The sequence below is a fragment of the Bradyrhizobium japonicum USDA 6 genome, assembly GCF_000284375.1.
Classification (GTDB): domain Bacteria; phylum Pseudomonadota; class Alphaproteobacteria; order Rhizobiales; family Xanthobacteraceae; genus Bradyrhizobium; species Bradyrhizobium japonicum.
The window spans coordinates 3012538-3029914 of sequence record NC_017249.1 but is presented as its reverse complement, the minus strand read 5'-3'; the positions used below and the strand labels follow the sequence as shown (position 1 = coordinate 3029914).

The 17377-nt window shown below is 64.4% G+C and carries 18 protein-coding genes; 2 read left to right on the top strand and 16 right to left on the bottom strand.

Features of this window, described 5'->3' with window-relative positions:
* The first annotated feature begins 106 nt into the window (after window positions 1-106).
* On the top strand, window positions 107-727 hold the full coding sequence (locus BJ6T_RS14200) for a hypothetical protein (RefSeq protein WP_014493070.1): 621 nt from the start codon (window positions 107-109) through the stop codon (window positions 725-727).
* A 7-nt stretch (window positions 728-734) separates the two neighbouring features.
* Here the strand turns inward: BJ6T_RS14200 and BJ6T_RS14195 are convergent, their stop codons facing one another.
* The 9 genes from BJ6T_RS14195 to miaA form a co-directional block, all read right to left on the bottom strand.
* Window positions 735-1586 carry an SDR family oxidoreductase gene (locus BJ6T_RS14195; protein ID WP_014493069.1) on the bottom strand — a complete coding sequence of 284 codons (852 nt, stop codon included), beginning with the start codon at window positions 1584-1586 and terminating at the stop codon, window positions 735-737.
* A 471-nt stretch (window positions 1587-2057) separates the two neighbouring features.
* Window positions 2058-3077, bottom strand: coding sequence for a ketol-acid reductoisomerase (gene ilvC, locus BJ6T_RS14190; RefSeq protein ID WP_014493068.1), 1020 nt, complete (start codon window positions 3075-3077; stop codon window positions 2058-2060).
* A 132-nt stretch (window positions 3078-3209) separates the two neighbouring features.
* Window positions 3210-3812, bottom strand: a complete 603-nt coding sequence (locus BJ6T_RS14185) for a LysE family translocator (RefSeq protein ID WP_014493067.1) — start codon at window positions 3810-3812, stop codon at window positions 3210-3212.
* Window positions 3813-3819: 7 nt separating this feature from the next.
* Window positions 3820-4695, bottom strand: coding sequence for an EamA family transporter (locus BJ6T_RS14180; RefSeq protein ID WP_014493066.1), 876 nt, complete (start codon window positions 4693-4695; stop codon window positions 3820-3822).
* Between the two features lie 49 nt (window positions 4696-4744).
* Window positions 4745-5440: a class I SAM-dependent methyltransferase gene (locus BJ6T_RS14175; RefSeq protein ID WP_014493065.1), complete on the bottom strand. Its 696-nt coding sequence runs from the start codon at window positions 5438-5440 to the stop codon at window positions 4745-4747.
* A 3-nt stretch (window positions 5441-5443) separates the two neighbouring features.
* The gene (ilvN, locus tag BJ6T_RS14170) at window positions 5444-5986 is read right to left on the bottom strand and encodes an acetolactate synthase small subunit (RefSeq protein ID WP_014493064.1); all 543 of its coding nucleotides are present in this window, start codon (window positions 5984-5986) and stop codon (window positions 5444-5446) included.
* 152 nt (window positions 5987-6138) lie between these two features.
* The gene (locus BJ6T_RS14165; RefSeq protein WP_014493063.1) at window positions 6139-7092 is read right to left on the bottom strand and encodes a threonine dehydratase; all 954 of its coding nucleotides are present in this window, start codon (window positions 7090-7092) and stop codon (window positions 6139-6141) included.
* A 4-nt stretch (window positions 7093-7096) separates the two neighbouring features.
* Window positions 7097-8872, bottom strand: coding sequence for an acetolactate synthase 3 large subunit (locus tag BJ6T_RS14160; RefSeq protein ID WP_014493062.1), 1776 nt, complete (start codon window positions 8870-8872; stop codon window positions 7097-7099).
* Between the two features lie 398 nt (window positions 8873-9270).
* On the bottom strand, window positions 9271-10227 hold the full coding sequence (gene miaA, locus BJ6T_RS14155; protein ID WP_028170668.1) for a tRNA (adenosine(37)-N6)-dimethylallyltransferase MiaA: 957 nt from the start codon (window positions 10225-10227) through the stop codon (window positions 9271-9273).
* A gap of 11 nt (window positions 10228-10238) precedes the next feature.
* Here miaA and serB point away from each other — a divergent pair, with 11 nt between their 5' ends.
* Window positions 10239-11144, top strand: coding sequence for a phosphoserine phosphatase SerB (gene serB / locus BJ6T_RS14150; RefSeq protein ID WP_014493060.1), 906 nt, complete (start codon window positions 10239-10241; stop codon window positions 11142-11144).
* 158 nt (window positions 11145-11302) lie between these two features.
* Here serB and BJ6T_RS14145 read toward each other — a convergent pair whose 3' ends face one another.
* The 7 genes from BJ6T_RS14145 to BJ6T_RS14115 form a co-directional block, all read right to left on the bottom strand.
* On the bottom strand, window positions 11303-12799 hold the full coding sequence (locus tag BJ6T_RS14145) for a Do family serine endopeptidase (RefSeq protein ID WP_014493059.1): 1497 nt from the start codon (window positions 12797-12799) through the stop codon (window positions 11303-11305).
* A gap of 157 nt (window positions 12800-12956) precedes the next feature.
* Entirely contained in the window at window positions 12957-13163 is a 207-nt protein-coding gene (locus tag BJ6T_RS14140; RefSeq protein WP_014493058.1) for a DUF2065 domain-containing protein, read from the bottom strand.
* Window positions 13164-13234: 71 nt separating this feature from the next.
* Entirely contained in the window at window positions 13235-14131 is an 897-nt protein-coding gene (hflC, locus tag BJ6T_RS14135; protein ID WP_014493057.1) for a protease modulator HflC, read from the bottom strand.
* Window positions 14128-15264 carry an FtsH protease activity modulator HflK gene (gene hflK / locus BJ6T_RS14130; protein WP_014493056.1) on the bottom strand — a complete coding sequence of 379 codons (1137 nt, stop codon included), beginning with the start codon at window positions 15262-15264 and terminating at the stop codon, window positions 14128-14130. Before hflK ends, hflC begins: the two co-directional genes overlap by 4 nt.
* A 153-nt stretch (window positions 15265-15417) precedes the next feature.
* Window positions 15418-15927 (bottom strand): dihydrofolate reductase, encoded by a 510-nt coding sequence (locus BJ6T_RS14125; protein ID WP_014493055.1) that lies wholly within the window; start codon window positions 15925-15927, stop codon window positions 15418-15420.
* Entirely contained in the window at window positions 15927-16412 is a 486-nt protein-coding gene (locus tag BJ6T_RS14120; RefSeq protein WP_014493054.1) for a GNAT family N-acetyltransferase, read from the bottom strand. The genes BJ6T_RS14125 and BJ6T_RS14120 overlap by 1 nt, the downstream gene beginning before the upstream one ends.
* Before the next feature lie 5 nt (window positions 16413-16417).
* Window positions 16418-17212 carry a thymidylate synthase gene (locus BJ6T_RS14115; RefSeq protein WP_014493053.1) on the bottom strand — a complete coding sequence of 265 codons (795 nt, stop codon included), beginning with the start codon at window positions 17210-17212 and terminating at the stop codon, window positions 16418-16420.
* Window positions 17213-17377: the final 165 nt, after the last annotated feature.

Here is a 17377-nt window from a genome sequence, read left to right as displayed (position 1 = left end):
GGCGCTCCCTAGCATCGCCTCAACGTGAATGTAAGCACCGATTACACCGTTGACGATTTCGCCAACCCGAAATGTAATCGATGATTACATTTGGGGAGGGGACCGCATGTCACAACGTCAAAACTGGTTCGAGGGCTGGCGGCTGCTCGCCGTTCTCTCCCTGAGCCTCATCGCGCTCAGCCTGTGGATCGCGTCGATGCGGCAGTTCGAGGTCGAGGGCGTGCGGATGGTGATCCGTTTCACGGCGCGAAGCTCGCTGCTGCCGTTCTGCCTTGCCTTCAATGCAGCGGCGCTCGCCCGGCTGTGGCCGAACGCCTGGACCCGCTGGCAGCGCCGCAACCGTCGCTATCTGGGCTTGAGCTTTGCGGCCTCCCACGCCATCCACGCAGGCGCGATCGTTGCCTTCGCCAAAATGGACCCGGCCGGCTTTGCGGAGGCGACTTCGGCCGCCTCCTACATCTTCGGCGGCATCGGCTATGCATTCATCATCGCCATGAGCGCGACCTCGTTTGACCGTACCGCCGCGCTGCTCGGTCCGCAGGCCTGGCGCGTGCTGCACCTCACGGGCGGCTACTATCTCTGGTTCCAGTTCATGGTGTCGTTCGGCAAGCGCGTGCCGGCGATGCCGCTCTATGCCGCCTTCCTCATTCCATTGCTCGCCGTGATGGCGCTGCGGCTGACCGCGATGGCCCCCAAACCCCGACGACGGACGGCCGAAGCGAGCTGAACGTCGATCAGCCCTGCGGCAGGAACCCCAGGCGCTTGGCGATGATGCCATCGACGGTCCGTTTCGGCAGCAATGCGCCGATCAGATGGCGCAGCGGGTCAGGCGTGATCTGGTAGCGCACCCTGGGGCTCGCGGCGGTCAGCGCCTCGAACACGATTTCGGCGATCCGCTCGGCCGGCAGACCCTTCGCACCGAGGTCCATCATGAACGCCATGACCTTGTTCAGCGCCGGCAGATAGGGCGAGTTCTGGTAGACGGAGAGATCGATCTCTTCGGCCTTGCTCCAGATCGGCGTCTTCACTGCGCCCGGGGCGACGATGATGACGTCGATCCCGAACAGCATCAGCTCGCGCCGCAGGCTCTCCGACAGGCCTTCGACGGCGTGCTTGGAGGTGCAGTAGGGCGCCGACAGCGGATTGCCGTTCTTGCCGGCGACGGAGCTGATCATCACGATCCGCCCCTTCGGCCCCTTCAGCGATGGGTCCGCGCCGAGCAGCGGCCCGAAGGCTTGCGTCGCGATGACCGGGCCGATGACGTTGATGTCCATCTGGCGGCGGAAATCATCAGCCGACAATTCCAGGACCGGCCCCGCGACCGCAACGCCGGCATTGTTGACGAGCCCCGCCAGCGTCTCGCCGCCCAGCGCCTCGCGAACCTGGCGCGCAGCAGCGAGCACGGCGGCCTCGTCGGTAACGTCGAACAGGAGCGGCGTAAAGTTCGCGCCGAACTCACCCCTGAGCCGGTCGGCGTCGGCCTGCTTGCGGACGCTGCCGAAGACGCGGTAGCCGCGCCCGATCAGAAATTTCGCAATGGCCCAGCCGATGCCGGTGGACGCGCCGGTGACGACGACAGATCGCATAGACCCCTCCCCTTCAAGTTCCCGCGATCATGGAGAGAAGGATGTGTCAACGCAATGCCGCCCAATGTTCAAACGGACGTCGCGGGTGTCGATTCTTAGGATGAAGCGGCGCGCGAACTTCGCGACATGAGATTGATTGCGCCCTGAAGATGCAGATGAAGATCCGAATCCTCGATCTTGAAGACGCTGGGCTTTTGGCGATCGCGAGCTTCTGGAAAAGTTCTGAAACGACGCGAGCCCAAGAATGTGGTTTAGGCGTCAGTTCTTCGTGCTCAGAGGACACGTCAGCTCGCGAAGAATTTGAATGAAGCAGCAATGCTTCGCGCGAGATGAAGGAGCGAGACCGCCGTTCGCGATCTCGCTCCGATGTAGTCGAGAAGGTTTAAGATTTGGTTCGGCGCGCGAAGCTTGTGCTTCGCGCGTCATTCCGGGGCGCGACGAAGTCGCGAACCCGGAATGACGGTGCAGCCGTCAGTTCTTGCTCTTGTCGACCAGCGCGCCCTTCTTGATCCAGGGCATCATGTCGCGCAGTTTCGCGCCGACTTCCTCGATCGGATGCGCGGCGAGCTTGGCGCGGGTCGCCTTGAACGAGGTCTGGTTGACCTTGTTCTCGAGCATCCAGTCGCGGGCGAACTTGCCGCCCTGGATGTCGGCGAGAACGCGCTTCATCTCGGCCTTGGTCTCCGCGGTGACGATGCGCGGACCGGTGACGTACTCGCCGTACTCCGCGGTGTTGGAGATCGAGTAGTTCATGTTGGCGATGCCGCCTTCATAGATCAGGTCGACGATCAGCTTCACTTCGTGCAGGCACTCGAAATAGGCCATCTCCGGGGCGTAACCGGCTTCGACCAGGGTCTCGTAGCCGCCCTTGATCAGCTCGACCAGGCCGCCGCAAAGCACGACCTGCTCGCCGAACAGGTCGGTCTCGCACTCTTCCTTGAAGGTGGTCTCGATGATGCCGGCACGGCCGCCGCCGACGGCGGAGGCGTAGGAGAGGCCGAGGTCATGGGCATTGCCCGAGACGTCCTTGGCGATCGCGATCAGGCAGGGCACACCGCCGCCGCGCTGATACTCGGAGCGCACGGTGTGGCCGGGACCCTTCGGCGCGATCATCAGCACATCGAGGTCGGCGCGCGGGTCGAGCAGGTTGAAGTGGACGTTGAGGCCGTGCGCGAACACGAGGGCAGCGCCCTTCTTCATGTTGTCGTGCAGGTGCTCGCGGTAGATGTCGCCCTGGAGCTCGTCCGGGGTCAGCATCATGACGAGGTCGGCCCATTTGGCGGCTTCGGCGACTTCCATCACCTTGAAGCCGGCGGCTTCCGCCTTCTTGACCGAGCCCGAATCCTTGCGCAGAGCAATGGCGACTTCCTTGACGCCGGAGTCCTTGAGGTTGAGCGCATGGGCGTGGCCCTGGCTGCCATAGCCGACGATGGCGACCTTCTTGCCCTTGATCAGGTTCAGGTCGGCGTCGCGATCGTAATAAACACGCATAGTCGTTTCCTCGTTCAGGGCCAGAAGCGGCCGATAGTCAGTGTCCGAAGGGTGAAATTTGCGGATTTCGGGGGCTGTCTAGAGCATTTTCAGCCCCTAGGGAAACCCGTTTCTGCATGGAAATCCGCGACATCATGCATCCGTGAAAACGGGGTAGAGGGAGGCGAGCAGCAGGAGCGCCATCACGATATTGAAGGCGCGGACCAGCCGCTCCGAGGTCAGTACCGGTCGTAGTGCAGTGCCGAACAGGGCCCAGACCACCGTCGAGACCGTGCCGACGAGCAGGCTGATCAGGGTCTGGATCGCGATGTTCAGGGGGAATTGGGCGATCGCCGCATAGGCGGTGATGGTGCCGATCACGATCACCCAGCCCTTGGCGTTGATCCACTGGAACATCGCCGCGCCCCAGAAAGTCATCGGGCCACGGCCGTCCTCCTCGCCCGGCTTGGCCGGCCCCGAGAAGGCGATCACCGCGGCGAGGTAAATCAGGTAGGCGGCGCCGGCATATTTCAGGATGGTCTGGAGGATCGGATAGGCCAGAAACACCGTGCCGAGCCCGAGGCCGACGGCGCCGACCATGAAGGCGAAGCCGATCGTGATGCCGGCGATATGTGGGATGGTGCGGCGGAAGCCGTAAGTCAGTCCCGACGACAGCAGCATGATGTTGTTCGGCCCCGGCGTGAAGAACATCACGAGGGCGAAGATGATGAAGGCATAGAGCAGCGACTGGGACATGCTCACCTCACACGGTCTTCGGCAGCGGCTGCGGGCGTCTCGCCAGCACCATCACCGCGATGCCGCCGATGACCGTCAGCATCCCGGCCAGCCGCAACGGGCCGAACTTCTCGCCAAACACGATGCTGGAAGCAGCCGAGCCGACGAACGGCACCAGCAGCGCGAACGGCACCACTTGAGCGGCTGGATAATCACGCAGCAGCCGGCCCCACAGCCAATAGGCGATGCTGGTCGAGATGGCGCCGATCGCCAGCAGGCAGCCGAGGCCAGTCGGCGACATATGGACCAGCGACTGGAAGGTCGGCGCCGGCCCGTTGACGACCAGCGCCAGCGCGAACAGCGGCACGGCGGCGGTGAGGCAGAGCCATGCGAACAGGTCGAACATCGGCGCGCCACGGGCGCCGCGCAGCAGGAGATTGCCGACGGCAAAACAAATCGGGGCGATCATCAGCACCGCGAAGGCGCCAACGCTGAAATCATAACCGACAGTGCCGCAGATCATGAGCAGGCCGACTGCGGCGACGACGATGCCAAGCGTCTGCACCGGCGTCGGCCGCTCGCCGAATGCGATCGCGGCAAAGCCGATGGTGAACAGCGCCTGGCTCTGCACGACGACAGAGGTCAACCCCACCGGCACACCGTGGGCGATGCCATAGGCCTGGCTCAGGAACTGGCCGAGGAACAGCGTGAAGCTGATCGCGATCAGCAGCGACCAGGCGATCTTCGGCTTGGGAATGAACAGGCACGGCACCGCGGCAATGGTGAAGCGCATCGCCGTCATCAGCTCCGGCGAAAATTCGTCGAGCGCGATGCGGCTCGCCACGAAGGCAAGCCCCCAGATGACCGCCACCAGAATGGCGATGAGGATATCGGCCGGCTTCATTGTTGTTCTCGGTTCTGCTTTGTCGTGCAGCCCTGTTTGTTGTTCTGTTCTAGCCTTGCTCGCCGGCTTTCGGTTTCCGCAGCAGATAAGTGCCGTGCATGGGCGCGTGGTAGTCGACCGAGACCAGCGTGAAGCCGACATCGGTCAGCATCCGTTCCATCACCCAGCCGAAGGTGGAATATTCGTCGCGCATGTGCGTGACGACGCTTTCGCGCGAAAAATCGTGGTTCTTGATATGGAAATCGGCCCATTGCTCGACGTCGCGCTCGATGGCGTCGGGCATCGAGGCGTAGACGATGTCGCGCAGATAGAAGCTCGCGCCCGGCTTCAGTGCACGGTAGATCCGCGACATCGCCACCGCCTTCCAGAAATCCGGCAGATGATGCAGCGTGAACTCGCTGACGATCAGATCGTAGGATTCCGGGCGGTAGGCGAAGCTGAGCAAGCCGGCCGACTGCGTGCGCACCGGCGCCTTGCGGTCGCGGGCGTAGATCTCGGCGAGCGCCAGCATCGCCGGCGAGATGTCGATGGCGTCCACCTCGGCACCCATCAGCGCCGCTTCGGTGGCGAGCACGCCGTTGCCGCAACCGATATCCGCGATGCGCCAGCCGCGCTGCACCCCGAGCATTTTCAGCGCGGCGCGCGCCCGCAGATCGGCATCGTCATGGGCGTCGTAGATCGAAGCCACCGCCGGCTCGATCCCCATCCGGTTGCGCTCGTTGTAGTACCAGTCGCGCGCCAGCATGGCTCACATCCCTTCAGGCCCGCGGCCGATCGCGGCAACGCCGGTGCGCGACACCTCGACAAGGCCGAGCGGGCGCATCAGGTCGATAAACTGGTTGATCTTGTCCGTATTGCCTGTGATCTCGAACACAAAGCTCTCGGTGGTGGCATCGATCACGCGGGCGCGGAACGCATCTGCCAACCGCAGCGCCTCGACACGATGCTCGCCTTGCCCGCGCACCTTCACCATCGCAAGCTCGCGCTCGATCGAACGCTTGGTCAGGGTCATGTCGACGACGCGATAGACCGGGATCATGCGATCGAGCTGGTGCTTGATCTGCTCGATCACCATCGGCGTGCCCGTGGTGACGATGGTGATGCGCGACAGATGCTTCTGGCTCTCGGTCTCCGAGACGGTGAGACTCTCGATGTTGTAGCCGCGTCCGGAGAACAGCCCGATGACGCGCGCGAGCACGCCCGGCTCGTTCTGCACGAGCACCGAGAGCGTATGCGTCTCGTTGGGATCGTGGCGGTCTTCGATGAAGTAGGCGGATGCGGGCTGGTTCATTGTCGTCCCCTCTATTCTTTCTTGTCATGCCCCGCGAAGGCGGGGCGATCCAGTAATCGCCAGCGTCGGGATTTCCATATCTGCCGCGGCGTGCTGGATCGTCCGGTCAAGCCGGACGATGACAGCGGTGTATTTGGCGATCGCTCGCGTCATCACGCGACCACCCATTGCTTGAACAGATCGAAATCGATATTGCCGCCGGACAGCACGAGACCGACGCGCTTGCCTGACAGCTTGGTCTTTTCCTGAAGCGCCGCGGCGAGCGCGGCGGCGCCGGCGCCTTCAGCGAGATTGTGCGTGTCGGTCCAGTAGGCGCGGATCGCGGCCGCGACCTCGTCGTCGGAAACCTGCACGATGCGCGCGGCACCCTTGCGGATCAGCGCGAACGCGTCTGCGTCGGGAATGCGCGTCGCCATGCCGTCGGCCAGCGTGTTGCTGGTCTTCGTCGTCACGACCTTGCCGGCCGCGAACGACAGCGCGTAGGACGGCGCTTCGGTGGACTGCACGCCGACGATCTCGGTCTTCAGGCCAAGCAGGTCGCGGGCCATGATGCAGCCGGAGATTCCAGAGCCCTGCCCGATCGGCACATAGAGAACATCGAGATCCGGCGCCGTCCGGAACAGTTCGAGCGCATAGGTGGCGACGCCGAGCACGAGATCCGGATGAAACGACGGCACCATGTGCAGGCCGGTAAATTGGGCGCGCCGCTGCGCCTCTTCGGCGGCCGCCTGAAAGTCCTCGCCATGTTCGACGAGTTCCGCGCCAAACGCCTTCATCGCCCGGTTCTTCTCGACCGAATTGCCGCGCGGCACGTAGATCACCGCCGGCACGCCGTGGCGGCTCGCGGCAAAGGCCAGGCTCTGGCCGTGATTGCCGCGCGTCGCCGAGATGATGCCCGGAATGTTCGGCCGCTCGCGCTTCAGCCTTTCGAGATAGACGAGACCGCCGCGCACCTTGAAGGCGCCGATCGGCGTGTGGTTCTCGTGCTTGACGATGACCTGCGTCCCGAGGCGCTCGGCGAGCAGCGGCCAGCCGCGTGCCGGCGTCGCCGGCACCGCCTGCCCCACGATCGCATGTGCGCGCTCGAGCTCCGTCAGGTCGAACATGACGTCACACCAGCGCCTTGCCGCCGGCGAACGCCTTTGCGGTGGCTTCGTCGTTCGCCTGCTCAGGCAACAGCATCTCGTTGTGCGCCTTGCCGGAGGGGATCATCGGGAAGCAGTTTTCGAGCGCCGCGACGCGGCAGTCGAACAGCACCGGACGCTTGACCGAGATCATCTCCTGGATGGCGCCGTCGAGATCAGAGGGCTTGTGCACCTGGATGCCGACCCCGCCATAGGCTTCCGCGAGCTTGACGAAATCCGGCAACGCCTCCGAATAGGAATGCGACAGCCGGTTGCCGTGCAGCAGCTGCTGCCATTGCCGCACCATGCCCATGTACTGGTTGTTCAGGATGAAGATCTTGATCGGCAATTCGTACTGAACCGCGGTCGACATCTCCTGCATCGTCATCTGCACCGAGGCATCGCCCGCGATGTCGATGACGAGGCTGTCGGGATGGGCAACCTGCACGCCGATCGCGGCCGGCAGGCCGTAGCCCATGGTGCCGAGACCGCCCGACGTCATCCAGCGATGCGGCTCCTCGAAGCCGAAGAACTGCGCCGCCCACATCTGGTGCTGGCCGACTTCCGTCGTGATGTAAGTGTCCTTGCCGCGCGTCGCCTCGAACAGGCTCTGGATCGCGTGTTGCGGTAGGATCACGTCGTTGCTCTTCTTGTAATAGAGCGAGTTGCGGGCGCGCCACTGCGCGATCTGCTGCCACCAGGCCTTGATGTCGGGCTTCTTCGCTTCCGCCTTGAACACCTGGAGGATGTCGCCGAGGATGTTGCCGCAGTCGCCGATGATCGGCACGTCGACACGGATGTTCTTGTTGATCGAGGACGGATCGATGTCGATGTGGATCTTCTTCGAGCCCGGCGAGAACGCATCGACGCGGCCGGTGATCCGGTCGTCGAAGCGCGCGCCGACGCACAGCATGACGTCGCAATCATGCATCGTCATGTTGGCTTCGTAGGTGCCGTGCATGCCGAGCATGCCGAGCCAGTTCTTGCCCGACGCCGGATAGGCACCCAGGCCCATCAGCGTGGAGGTGATCGGGAAGCCGGTGACCTCGACCAGCTCGCGCAGGAGCTTGGTCGCCTCGGGGCCGGAATTGATGACGCCGCCACCGCTGTAGATCACCGGGCGCTTGGCGTTGGCGAGCAGCGACACGGCCTTGCGGATCTGCGTCGCGTCGCCCTTCACGCGCGGTGCGTAGGAGCGGTGCACATCCGACTTGCGCGGCGGATGATAGGTGCCGGTCGCGAACTGCACGTCCTTGGGCACGTCGACGAGCACCGGGCCGGGACGGCCGGAGGTCGCGACATAGAAGGCCTCGTGCAGCACCTTGGCGAGATCGTTGACGTCGCGCACCAGCCAATTGTGCTTGGTGCAGGGCCGGGTGATGCCGACCGTGTCGCACTCCTGGAACGCGTCGTTGCCGATCAGATGCGTCGGCACCTGGCCGGAGATGCAGACCAGCGGAATCGAGTCCATCAGCGCGTCGGTCAGCGGCGTCACCATGTTGGTGGCGCCGGGTCCGGAGGTCACCAGCGCGACGCCCGGCTTGCCGGTCGAGCGCGCATAGCCCTCGGCGGCGTGGCCCGCGCCCTGCTCGTGGCGGACCAGGATGTGCTGGACCTCGCTCTGCTGGAAGATCTCGTCATAGATCGGAAGCACGGCGCCGCCGGGATAGCCGAAAATGTCGGTCACGCCATGATCGATGAGCGCACGGACGATCATCGCGGCGCCGGTCATCTGGTTCGGATCGTGGCTCTTGTCGCTCATTGTCTTGCTCCGGATGCGCTGTTGTCAGCGGCTTCGTTCGTGTCGGGTTCGGGAAATAAAAAAGGCCCCGAAGAGGGACCCTGCACACCGCCTGTCATGTGGATGGCAGCTAGCCACCCCGGCGGTGTGCCTGGGTACGACGGCGATAAGGAGTTTGGTAATAATGTTACGCATGGCAGGCGCCCGGCTTCCCAAAGGTTGCGCGAAACATAACGGTCAAAGCCCCGATGTCAAGGCAATGCGGCCGTTCCCGCGCGATTTTAGCAGTGTAGCGGTGTTCCCGTGGTTCGGCGAGAGGTAAATTCGGGAACCCGGGTACAAAAGCGCGTCAGCACCCCCGCTCGTCATTCCAGGGCCGATGTTTCGCGTCGCGCTGGAATGACGATGGAGCGAGGCCCTCACCCCTCATCCCGCTCCGCGCTCACGATGGCGGCGAGCCACCCCCTCGCCTCCTCGGGCTTGACCCATTCGAATTCGGGCAATTGGTGCCGGAACCAGGTGAACTGCCGCTTGGCGTAGTGGCGGGTGTCGGCGCGACCGATCGTGGCGGCCTCGTCCAGGCCGAGCTCGCCGCGCAGATGCCGGATCAGGGCCGGCACGCCATGGGCTTTCATCGCCGGCAGCAGCGGATCGAGATGCCTGGCGGCGAGCCGCTCCACCTCCCTCAACGCGCCGGCACCGAGCATGGCATCGAAACGGGCATCGATGCGGGCATAGAGTTCATCGCGCTCGGGGGCGAGAAACACCGCGTGAAAACTGTCCTTGGGCAGCAGCGGCGGCTGGCCTTCATGGTGCCAGTCGAGCAGCGAACGGCCCGTCGCTTCGACCACTTCGAGTGCGCGCGCGATCCGGGTGCGGTCGCGCAGGTTCAATCGTCCGGCGGCGCGCGGATCACGGCGTGCAAGTTCCTCATGCAGCGCCTCGACGCCGTTCCGCTCCAGCCGCGCGCGCACACCCTCACGTATTTCGGCGGGAATCGGCGGCACCACGGAGAGCCCCGCCGTCAGCGCCTTGAAATAAAGGCCCGTGCCGCCGATGAAGATCGGCAGGCGGCCTTCGGTTTTCGCCTCTTCCAGCGCCTTCGTCGCGTCGACCACCCAGGCGCCGGCCGAGAAATTCACGGCCGCATCGACGTGGCCGTAGAGACGGTGCGGCGCGCGTCCTTCCTCGCCATGTGTGGGGCGCGCGGTGATGATGCGGAGGTCGCGATAGACCTGCATGGAATCGGCATTGATGACGATTCCGCCCGTACTCAGGGCAAGCTCGAGCGCCAGCGCCGACTTGCCGCTGGCGGTCGGGCCTGCGATAAGCACGGCCTTGCCAACATGTCCTCTGCTGACTTGCCCCTCGCTCACGAAAACCTCAAATGTCCCTCGTCGCCACGCTGATCTGCAATCCCGACAATCCCGCGCTCGACAGCACCATCGTCGACGGTGCCCGCGCCGTGCTGCCCCAAGCGCAACCTGCGCACTGGCTGTTCGACGGGGTTGCTGTCGACATTCCCTTCGGCGCGCAGGATAACCTCCAAGGCGACCGCCACGCCATCGAACAGCGGTTGCGCGAGCTTCGCGGCGACCTTCCCATCGACATCGTGGTGCAGCCAGTCGGCTTCCGGCGCAAGAAGCTTTTTCTCGCCGACATGGATTCCACCATGATCGGCCAGGAATGCATCGACGAGCTCGCCGATCTCGTCGGGATGAAGGCCCACGTGGCGGCGATCACGGAACGCGCGATGCGCGGCGAGATCGAGTTCGAGCCGGCGCTTCGCGAGCGCGTCGCGCTGCTGAAGGACCTTCCCGCCGCCGTGGTCGACGAGGTGCTGGCCAAGCGCATCACGTTGACGCCGGGCGGCCGCGAACTGGTCGCGACCATGCGCGCCAACGGCGCCTATACCTGTCTCGTCTCCGGCGGCTTCACGCTGTTCACGAGCGCGATCGCCGCCAAAATCGGCTTCCAGGAGAACCGCGCCAACGAACTCGTCGTCCGCGACGGCAAGTTCACCGGCGAGGTCAAGGAGCCGATTTTGGGCCGCGCGGCAAAGCTTGCGACGCTGGTGGATCTGATGGAGTCGTTCGATCTCGACGACATCGACTCGGTCGTGGTCGGCGATGGCGCCAACGATCTCGCGATGATCCAGGCGGCGGGGCTGGGTGTGGCGTATCACGCCAAGCCGGCGGTCGCGGCTGCGGCTGCCGCGCGGATCGACCATGGCGATCTCACCGCGCTGCTCTACGCGCAGGGGTATCGGCGGGACGAGTTCGTGGAGGCTTAGCTTCCTCTCCACCGTCATGCCCCGCCTAGTGCGCAATTGCGCACGGGGGCGGGGCATCCAGGACGCCGCGGCGTCTCCGTATCCTCGCACTGTCTCTGGAATACTGAATCACCCGCTTTCGCGGGTGATGACAGTGAGGATGTGTCTCCGAGAGCCCCTTACTGCACGCTCAGCGCCACGAACCGCAATTCGCCGTCGGCGTTGGAGACGAGCAGCAGCACGGACTTCTTACCGTCCTTCTTGAGCTGGTCGACCCGCTTCTGGATGTCGGCGCCGCTGGAGACGGCCTCCTGCGCAACCTCGACGATGACGTCGCCGGCGGAGAGGCGCTTCTCGGCAGCGTCCGAATTGGCGTCGACATTGGTCACGACCACGCCCTTGACGCTGTCCTTGATCTTGTAGCGCGTGCGCAAATCCTTGCTGAGCGCGGCAAGATCGAGACCGAGCGCCTTCTGCGTCACCGGCTTCTCGGGCGCCGGCTCGTCGGTCTTCACCGCGGCCTGCACCTTGTCGGGATCCTGGAGACGGCCGAGCGTGACCTTCTTGGTCTCCTCCTGGCCCTTGCGGATGATGACGACATCGACTTCCTTGCCGACCGCCGTGTCGGCGACGACGCGGGAGAGATCCTTGGGATCCTTGACGTCCTTGCCATCGAACTTGACGACGACGTCGCCGGGTTCGATGCCGGCGGGCTTGGCCGGGCCCTTGTCATCGACGCCGGCGACCAGCGCGCCGCGCGCGGGCTTGATGTTCAGGCTCTCGGCGATCTCGTCGGTGACGCTCTGGATGCGCACGCCGAGCCAGCCGCGGCGCAGTTCGCCGAACTGGCGGAGCTGGTCGACCACGGCGACAACCGTCTTCGAGGGCACGGCAAAGCCGATCCCGATCGAGCCTCCGGAGGGCGAGATGATCAGCGTGTTGACGCCGATGACGTCGCCATCGAGGTTGAACAGCGGACCGCCGGAATTGCCGCGGTTGATGGAGGCGTCGGTCTGGATATAGCTGTCATACGGTCCCGAGGAGATGTCGCGGTTCTTGGCCGAGACGATACCGGCCGTCACCGTGCCGCCGAGGCTGAACGGATTGCCGATCGCGATCACCCAGTCGCCGAGGCGCAGCTTGTCGGAGTCGCCGAACTTTACGGCGACCAGCGGCTTCGGCGGCTTGAACTTCAGCACGGCGAGGTCGGTCTTCTTGTCGACGCCAACCAGGTCGGCCCTGATCTTGGTGCCATCGTTGAGGATGACGTTGATCTCGTCGGCGTCCGCGATGACGTGGTTGTTGGTGACGACGACGCCAGTGGTGTCGATGATGAAGCCGGAGCCGAGCGAGTTGGTCTTGCGAGGCGGATTGTCACCGCGCTCGCCGCCCTTGCTGCCGCCGGGGCCGCGGCGGTTCTTGAAGAAGTCGTCGAAGAACTCCTCGAAGGGCGAGCCGGGCGGCAGTTGCGGCATGGTGCTGCTGCCGCCGCCCTTGGCTTCGACGGTCTGTGAGGTCGAGATGTTGACGACCGCGTCGATCACCTTCTCGGCGACGTCGGCGATCCCGTCCGGGCCGCGCGCAAGGGCCGGCGTGCCGAACGCGCTGAATGCACTGACGGCGAGCGCGGCCAGCCCTATGCGCAAGCGGGTCGGGGCAATGGTGGCAGCGGTCATTGGTATCTCCAGAGAAAAGGATCAGGCGCCAAGGATTCGCCTCCAACACTGCGCTGGAACGGGGGGACGGCGCAAGCGCGGAGCTTAACGGGCCTCAAGACCCGGATAATACGGCGAAAACCAGTCTCTCGCCTTCACTTTGGCGTTGGCGTGACGGCTAAATCGAACGGCGCATAACCCAGATCAGGACCAGGCCGGCCACGGCCGAACCAATCCCAACCGCCCGCAGGATATTGTCCGGCGTGGCGATGGCGCTTTTCATGGCCTTGCGCATCCAGTTGGGACTTGCCGCGAACATCAAGCCTTCCAGCACGAACAGGATGCCTAAGCCGATGAGGAAGTCGGCGAACGCAATGGACCTCATCGGAATGGAACCTCCCGTTGTGCTGTTCTTGTCTGGACGAAGGGCGGCAGAACTGCCGCCCTCTGTCTAGCTCACGGCTTCGCCGGCGTCTCGGTCGCCGTCTTGCCGGACGGGTTACCAAAGAACCGGAAGAAATCCGAGTCCGGCCGCAGCAGGAAGCGGGTGTCGTTGGCGCGCAGCCCGTTCTCGTAGGCCGTCATCGACCGGTAGAAGGCGAAGAAGTCGGCGTCCTTGCCGTAGGCTTCCGCGAACAGGCGGTTGCGCTCGGCGTCGCCGACGCCGCGGATCTGCTCGGCCTGCGATTTGGCTTCCGCCTCGATCACGGTCGCCTCGCGGTCGGCCTTGGACCGGATCTCCTGTGCCTTCTGGCCGCCTTGAGCACGGAACTCGGCGGCTTCGCGCTCGCGCTCCGTCTTCATGCGCAGGTAGACCGCCTGGCTGTTCTGCTCCGGCAGGTCGGCACGGCGGATCCGGACGTCGACGACCTGGATACCGTAGCCGTCGGCCTCGCGATCGAGCTGGTCGCGGATGCGCTGCATCAGCTTCTCGCGGTCGTCGCGCACCACGTTGATGAAGGTGACCTCGCCGAGCACGCGGCGCAGCGCCGCGTTCAGGAGCGTGGTGAGCTGGATGTTGGCGGCCTGGATCGAGCCGACGCTCTGGTAGAAGCGCAACGCGTCCTTGATGCGGTAACGCGCGAAGGCGTCGACCACGAGCCGCTTCTGGTCGGACGCGATCGCTTCCTGCGACGGGTTCTCCAGATCGAGGATCCGCTTGTCGATGTTGATCACCGAATTCCACGGCGCCTTGAAGTGCAGGCCGGGCGCGGTGACGACGTCGACGGGACGGCCGAACTGCAGCACGATGGTCTGCTCGGTCTGTTGCACCGTGAACAGCGACATGTAGCCGACGATCACGACGAGCAGGAGGGCGAGCAGCGCGACGATACCTGTGACCGGAGACCTCATCGGTTGCCTCCGCTCGACTGCTGACCGGTGGTAGGCGGCCGCTTGGTCGTCAACTCATTGAGCGGCAGAAAGGGCACGACGCCCTGGCCCGAGGGGCCGCCGTCATAGACGAGCTTGTCGGCGCCGCCGAGCACGCGCTCCATCGTCTCCAGATAGATCCGTTCACGCGTCACGTCGGGCGCCTTCTTGTATTCTTCGTAAACCTTCAGGAAGCGGGAGCTCTGGCCCTTGGCCTCGGCGACCGTCTGCTCCCTGTAGCCTTCGGCGGCCTGCATGATCTGCGCCGCACGTCCGCGGGCCTGCGGCACGACCTGGTTGGCGTAGGTCTGCGCCTCGTTCTGCAACTGCTCGAGATTGGCGCGCGCCGCCTGGACGTCGCGGAACGCGTCGATCACCTGCGCCGGCGGATCGACCTTCTGCATCTGCACCTGGCTGATGAGAATACCGGCGCCGTAGCTGTCCAGGGTCCTCTGGATCAACTCCTGCACGCTCTGCTCGGTGACGTTGCGCGCACCGGTCAGGATCGGCTGGATCTGCGAACGGCCGATCACCTCGCGCATCGCGCTCTCGGAGACCGCCTTCACGGTGCCTTCGGGATTCTGGATGTTGAAGAGGAAGTCGCCGACGCCATCCGGCTTGATGCGCCAGAGCACGGTGAAGTCGACGTCGACGATATTCTCGTCGCCGGTCAGCATCAGGCTCTCTTCCGGCACGTCACGAATGGAGCGGCCGCGTCGCGCCGGATCGTCGATCAGCGTCATGCCGATCGAGATCGTGTTGACGCGCAACGCCTTCGGCAGCAGCACGGTTTCGATCGGATAGGGCAGATGATAGTTCAGACCCGGCTGCACGGTGCGGACATGCTTGCCGAAGCGCAGCACGACGCCGAGCTCTTCGGATTGCACCCGGAAGAAGCCCGACAGCAGCCAGAACGCGATGATGAGCAGGATGATCAGCGTGATGCCGATGCCGGAGAAATAGCCGCCCGGCATGATCTGCTGGAGGCGGTCCTGGCCGCGCCGCAGAAGGTCTTCCAGATCCGGCGGCCTTGGCCCGACCGGTTGCGGGCCGTTGCCCCACGGTCCCTTCGGACCCGAGCCCCATGGGCCACCGCCCTGATTCTTCCACGGCATTCGACGCTCTCCTCGGCAGGGTGAAATTGCCCCCGCCCGCTTTGTCCGGTCCGGCTTTATAGGGGACAGGCAAGTCCCTTACAACGCGGCCCGGGCTGTCTTTCGAGCTATGCTCGGGCACGAAAAAGTCAATGTAAACATTGGTGAATGCGGTTAACGGCCCGTCCGCCGACGATATGTCACATAGGAGTAGTCGGCGCTGTCGTCGGGTCCGGCAGGATGACGGATGCGCCCAACCTCATCCCACTCTGCCTTGTCGATGTCGAAATGCGTGTCGCCTTCGGGACGCGCATGGACTTCGGTGATTTCGAGGCGATCGGCGCGATCGAGCCATTGCCGATAGATCTCGGCGCCGCCGATCACCGCGATCTCGGCGACCGAACGCCGCAGGGCATCGCCAAGCGCAACCGCGCCCGCATCGGCAGCCGATGTCGTGACGATGGCGCCGTTGGCGCGATAATCCGCATCGCGCGTGATGACGATATTGGTGCGGTTCGGCAGCGGGCGGCGCAGGGTCTCGAAGGTCTTGCGACCCATGATCACGGGCTTGCCGATGGTAAGCGCCTTGAAGCGCGCCATGTCGGATTTCATTCGCCACGGCATCGCATTGCCTGCGCCGATGACGCCGTTCTCCGCGATCGCGACGACGAAGACGATCTCCATCAGGACGCACTCCCGGCAAGTCGTGTCAGTGCCGGGCCGGTGACGCGGCACAGCGTCCAGTCGTCCATCATGACGGCGCCGAGCGATTTGTAGAACGCGATCGACGGCGCGTTCCAGTCGAGCACCGCCCATTGCAGCCGCGACCAGCCCTTGTCGACGCACTCCCTGGCGAGATAGACCAGCAGCGCCTTGCCGAGGCCCTTGCCCCGATGCGACGGCCGCACATAGAGATCTTCGAGATAGATGCCGTGACGGCCGCTGAAAGTGGAGAAATTGGCGAACCAGACCGCAAAGCCGACGGGCTCGCCGTTCCACTCGGCAATGGCGCAATAGAGCTGCGGACGCTCGCCGAACAGCGCTTCCGCAATCATCGCCTCGGTCGCCTCGACTTCGTGCGAAAGCTTCTCGTATTCGGCAAGCTCGCGGATGAAGGCAAGAACGAGCCCGGCTTCACCGGCGCGCACGCGGCGGATGGTCAACGACATCAGCGCTAGACCGCGACTTCCGCCTTGATGTGCGGATGCGGATCGTAGCCGACGAGCTCGAAATCCTCGTAGCGGAAGGAGAAGATGTCCTTCACATCGGGATTGATCCGCATCACCGGCAGCGCGCGGGGCGCACGCGTGAGCTGGAGCCGCGCCTGCTCCAGGTGATTGGAATAGAGATGGGTGTCGCCGAGCGAATGCACGAAGTCGCCGGGCTTCAATCCCGTGACCTGCGCCACCATCATCGTGAGCAGCGCGTAGGACGCGATGTTGAAGGGCACGCCGAGGAACACGTCGGCCGAGCGCTGATAGAGCTGGCACGACAATTTGCCGTTGGCGACATAGAACTGGAACAGCAGGTGGCAGGGCGGCAGCGCCATCTTCTCGACGTCGGCGGGATTCCAGGCGGTGACGATCAGCCGGCGAGAATCCGGGGTGCGCTTGATCATGTCGATGACATTGGCGATCTGGTCGATGCTGCGCCCGTCGGCCGTGGGCCAGGAACGCCATTGATGGCCGTAGACCGGCCCGAGATCGCCATTGGCATCGGCCCACTCGTCCCAGATGGTGACGCCGTTGTCGCGCAGATATTTGATGTTGGTGTCGCCCTTCAGGAACCACAACAGCTCATGCACGATCGCCTTCAGCGGCAGCCGCTTGGTGGTCAGCATCGGGAAGCCGGCAGACAGGTTGAAGCGCATCTGATGGCCGAACACCGACAGCGTGCCGGTGCCGGTCCGGTCGGTCTTCTCGGCGCCGTCTGAAAGAATCCGCTCGAGCAGGTCCTGATACTGGTGCATGTGCCATTGAGCCTTTGGGGAGGCGGCGAACTTAACGGCGCGCCCCGCGCTACGACAGCAGCGATTCGCTGTTTAAGTGCATTATACCCCGAAAAGTGACTGCTCCCGGCGCAAACAACAAGGGGCGGAACTTACGTCCCGCCCCTCGCCTATCGGCTTGAAAGT

Coding starts and splice junctions, on each gene's coding strand:
- hflC (WP_014493057.1), bottom strand. CDS start 14,131: ATGAGGTCTCCGGTCACAGGTATCGTCGCGCTGCTCGCCCTCCTGCTC.
- BJ6T_RS14120 (WP_014493054.1), bottom strand. CDS start 16,412: ATGTCGTTGACCATCCGCCGCGTGCGCGCCGGTGAAGCCGGGCTCGTT.
- BJ6T_RS14140 (WP_014493058.1), bottom strand. CDS start 13,163: ATGAGGTCCATTGCGTTCGCCGACTTCCTCATCGGCTTAGGCATCCTG.
- serB (WP_014493060.1), top strand. CDS start 10,239: ATGTCCCTCGTCGCCACGCTGATCTGCAATCCCGACAATCCCGCGCTC.
- BJ6T_RS14185 (WP_014493067.1), bottom strand. CDS start 3,812: ATGTCCCAGTCGCTGCTCTATGCCTTCATCATCTTCGCCCTCGTGATG.
- ilvC (WP_014493068.1), bottom strand. CDS start 3,077: ATGCGTGTTTATTACGATCGCGACGCCGACCTGAACCTGATCAAGGGC.
- BJ6T_RS14160 (WP_014493062.1), bottom strand. CDS start 8,872: ATGAGCGACAAGAGCCACGATCCGAACCAGATGACCGGCGCCGCGATG.
- hflK (WP_014493056.1), bottom strand. CDS start 15,264: ATGCCGTGGAAGAATCAGGGCGGTGGCCCATGGGGCTCGGGTCCGAAG.
- BJ6T_RS14200 (WP_014493070.1), top strand. CDS start 107: ATGTCACAACGTCAAAACTGGTTCGAGGGCTGGCGGCTGCTCGCCGTT.
- BJ6T_RS14180 (WP_014493066.1), bottom strand. CDS start 4,695: ATGAAGCCGGCCGATATCCTCATCGCCATTCTGGTGGCGGTCATCTGG.
- ilvN (WP_014493064.1), bottom strand. CDS start 5,986: ATGAACCAGCCCGCATCCGCCTACTTCATCGAAGACCGCCACGATCCC.
- BJ6T_RS14125 (WP_014493055.1), bottom strand. CDS start 15,927: ATGGAGATCGTCTTCGTCGTCGCGATCGCGGAGAACGGCGTCATCGGC.
- BJ6T_RS14195 (WP_014493069.1), bottom strand. CDS start 1,586: ATGCGATCTGTCGTCGTCACCGGCGCGTCCACCGGCATCGGCTGGGCC.
- BJ6T_RS14145 (WP_014493059.1), bottom strand. CDS start 12,799: ATGACCGCTGCCACCATTGCCCCGACCCGCTTGCGCATAGGGCTGGCC.
- BJ6T_RS14175 (WP_014493065.1), bottom strand. CDS start 5,440: ATGCTGGCGCGCGACTGGTACTACAACGAGCGCAACCGGATGGGGATC.
- BJ6T_RS14115 (WP_014493053.1), bottom strand. CDS start 17,212: ATGCACCAGTATCAGGACCTGCTCGAGCGGATTCTTTCAGACGGCGCC.
- BJ6T_RS14165 (WP_014493063.1), bottom strand. CDS start 7,092: ATGTTCGACCTGACGGAGCTCGAGCGCGCACATGCGATCGTGGGGCAG.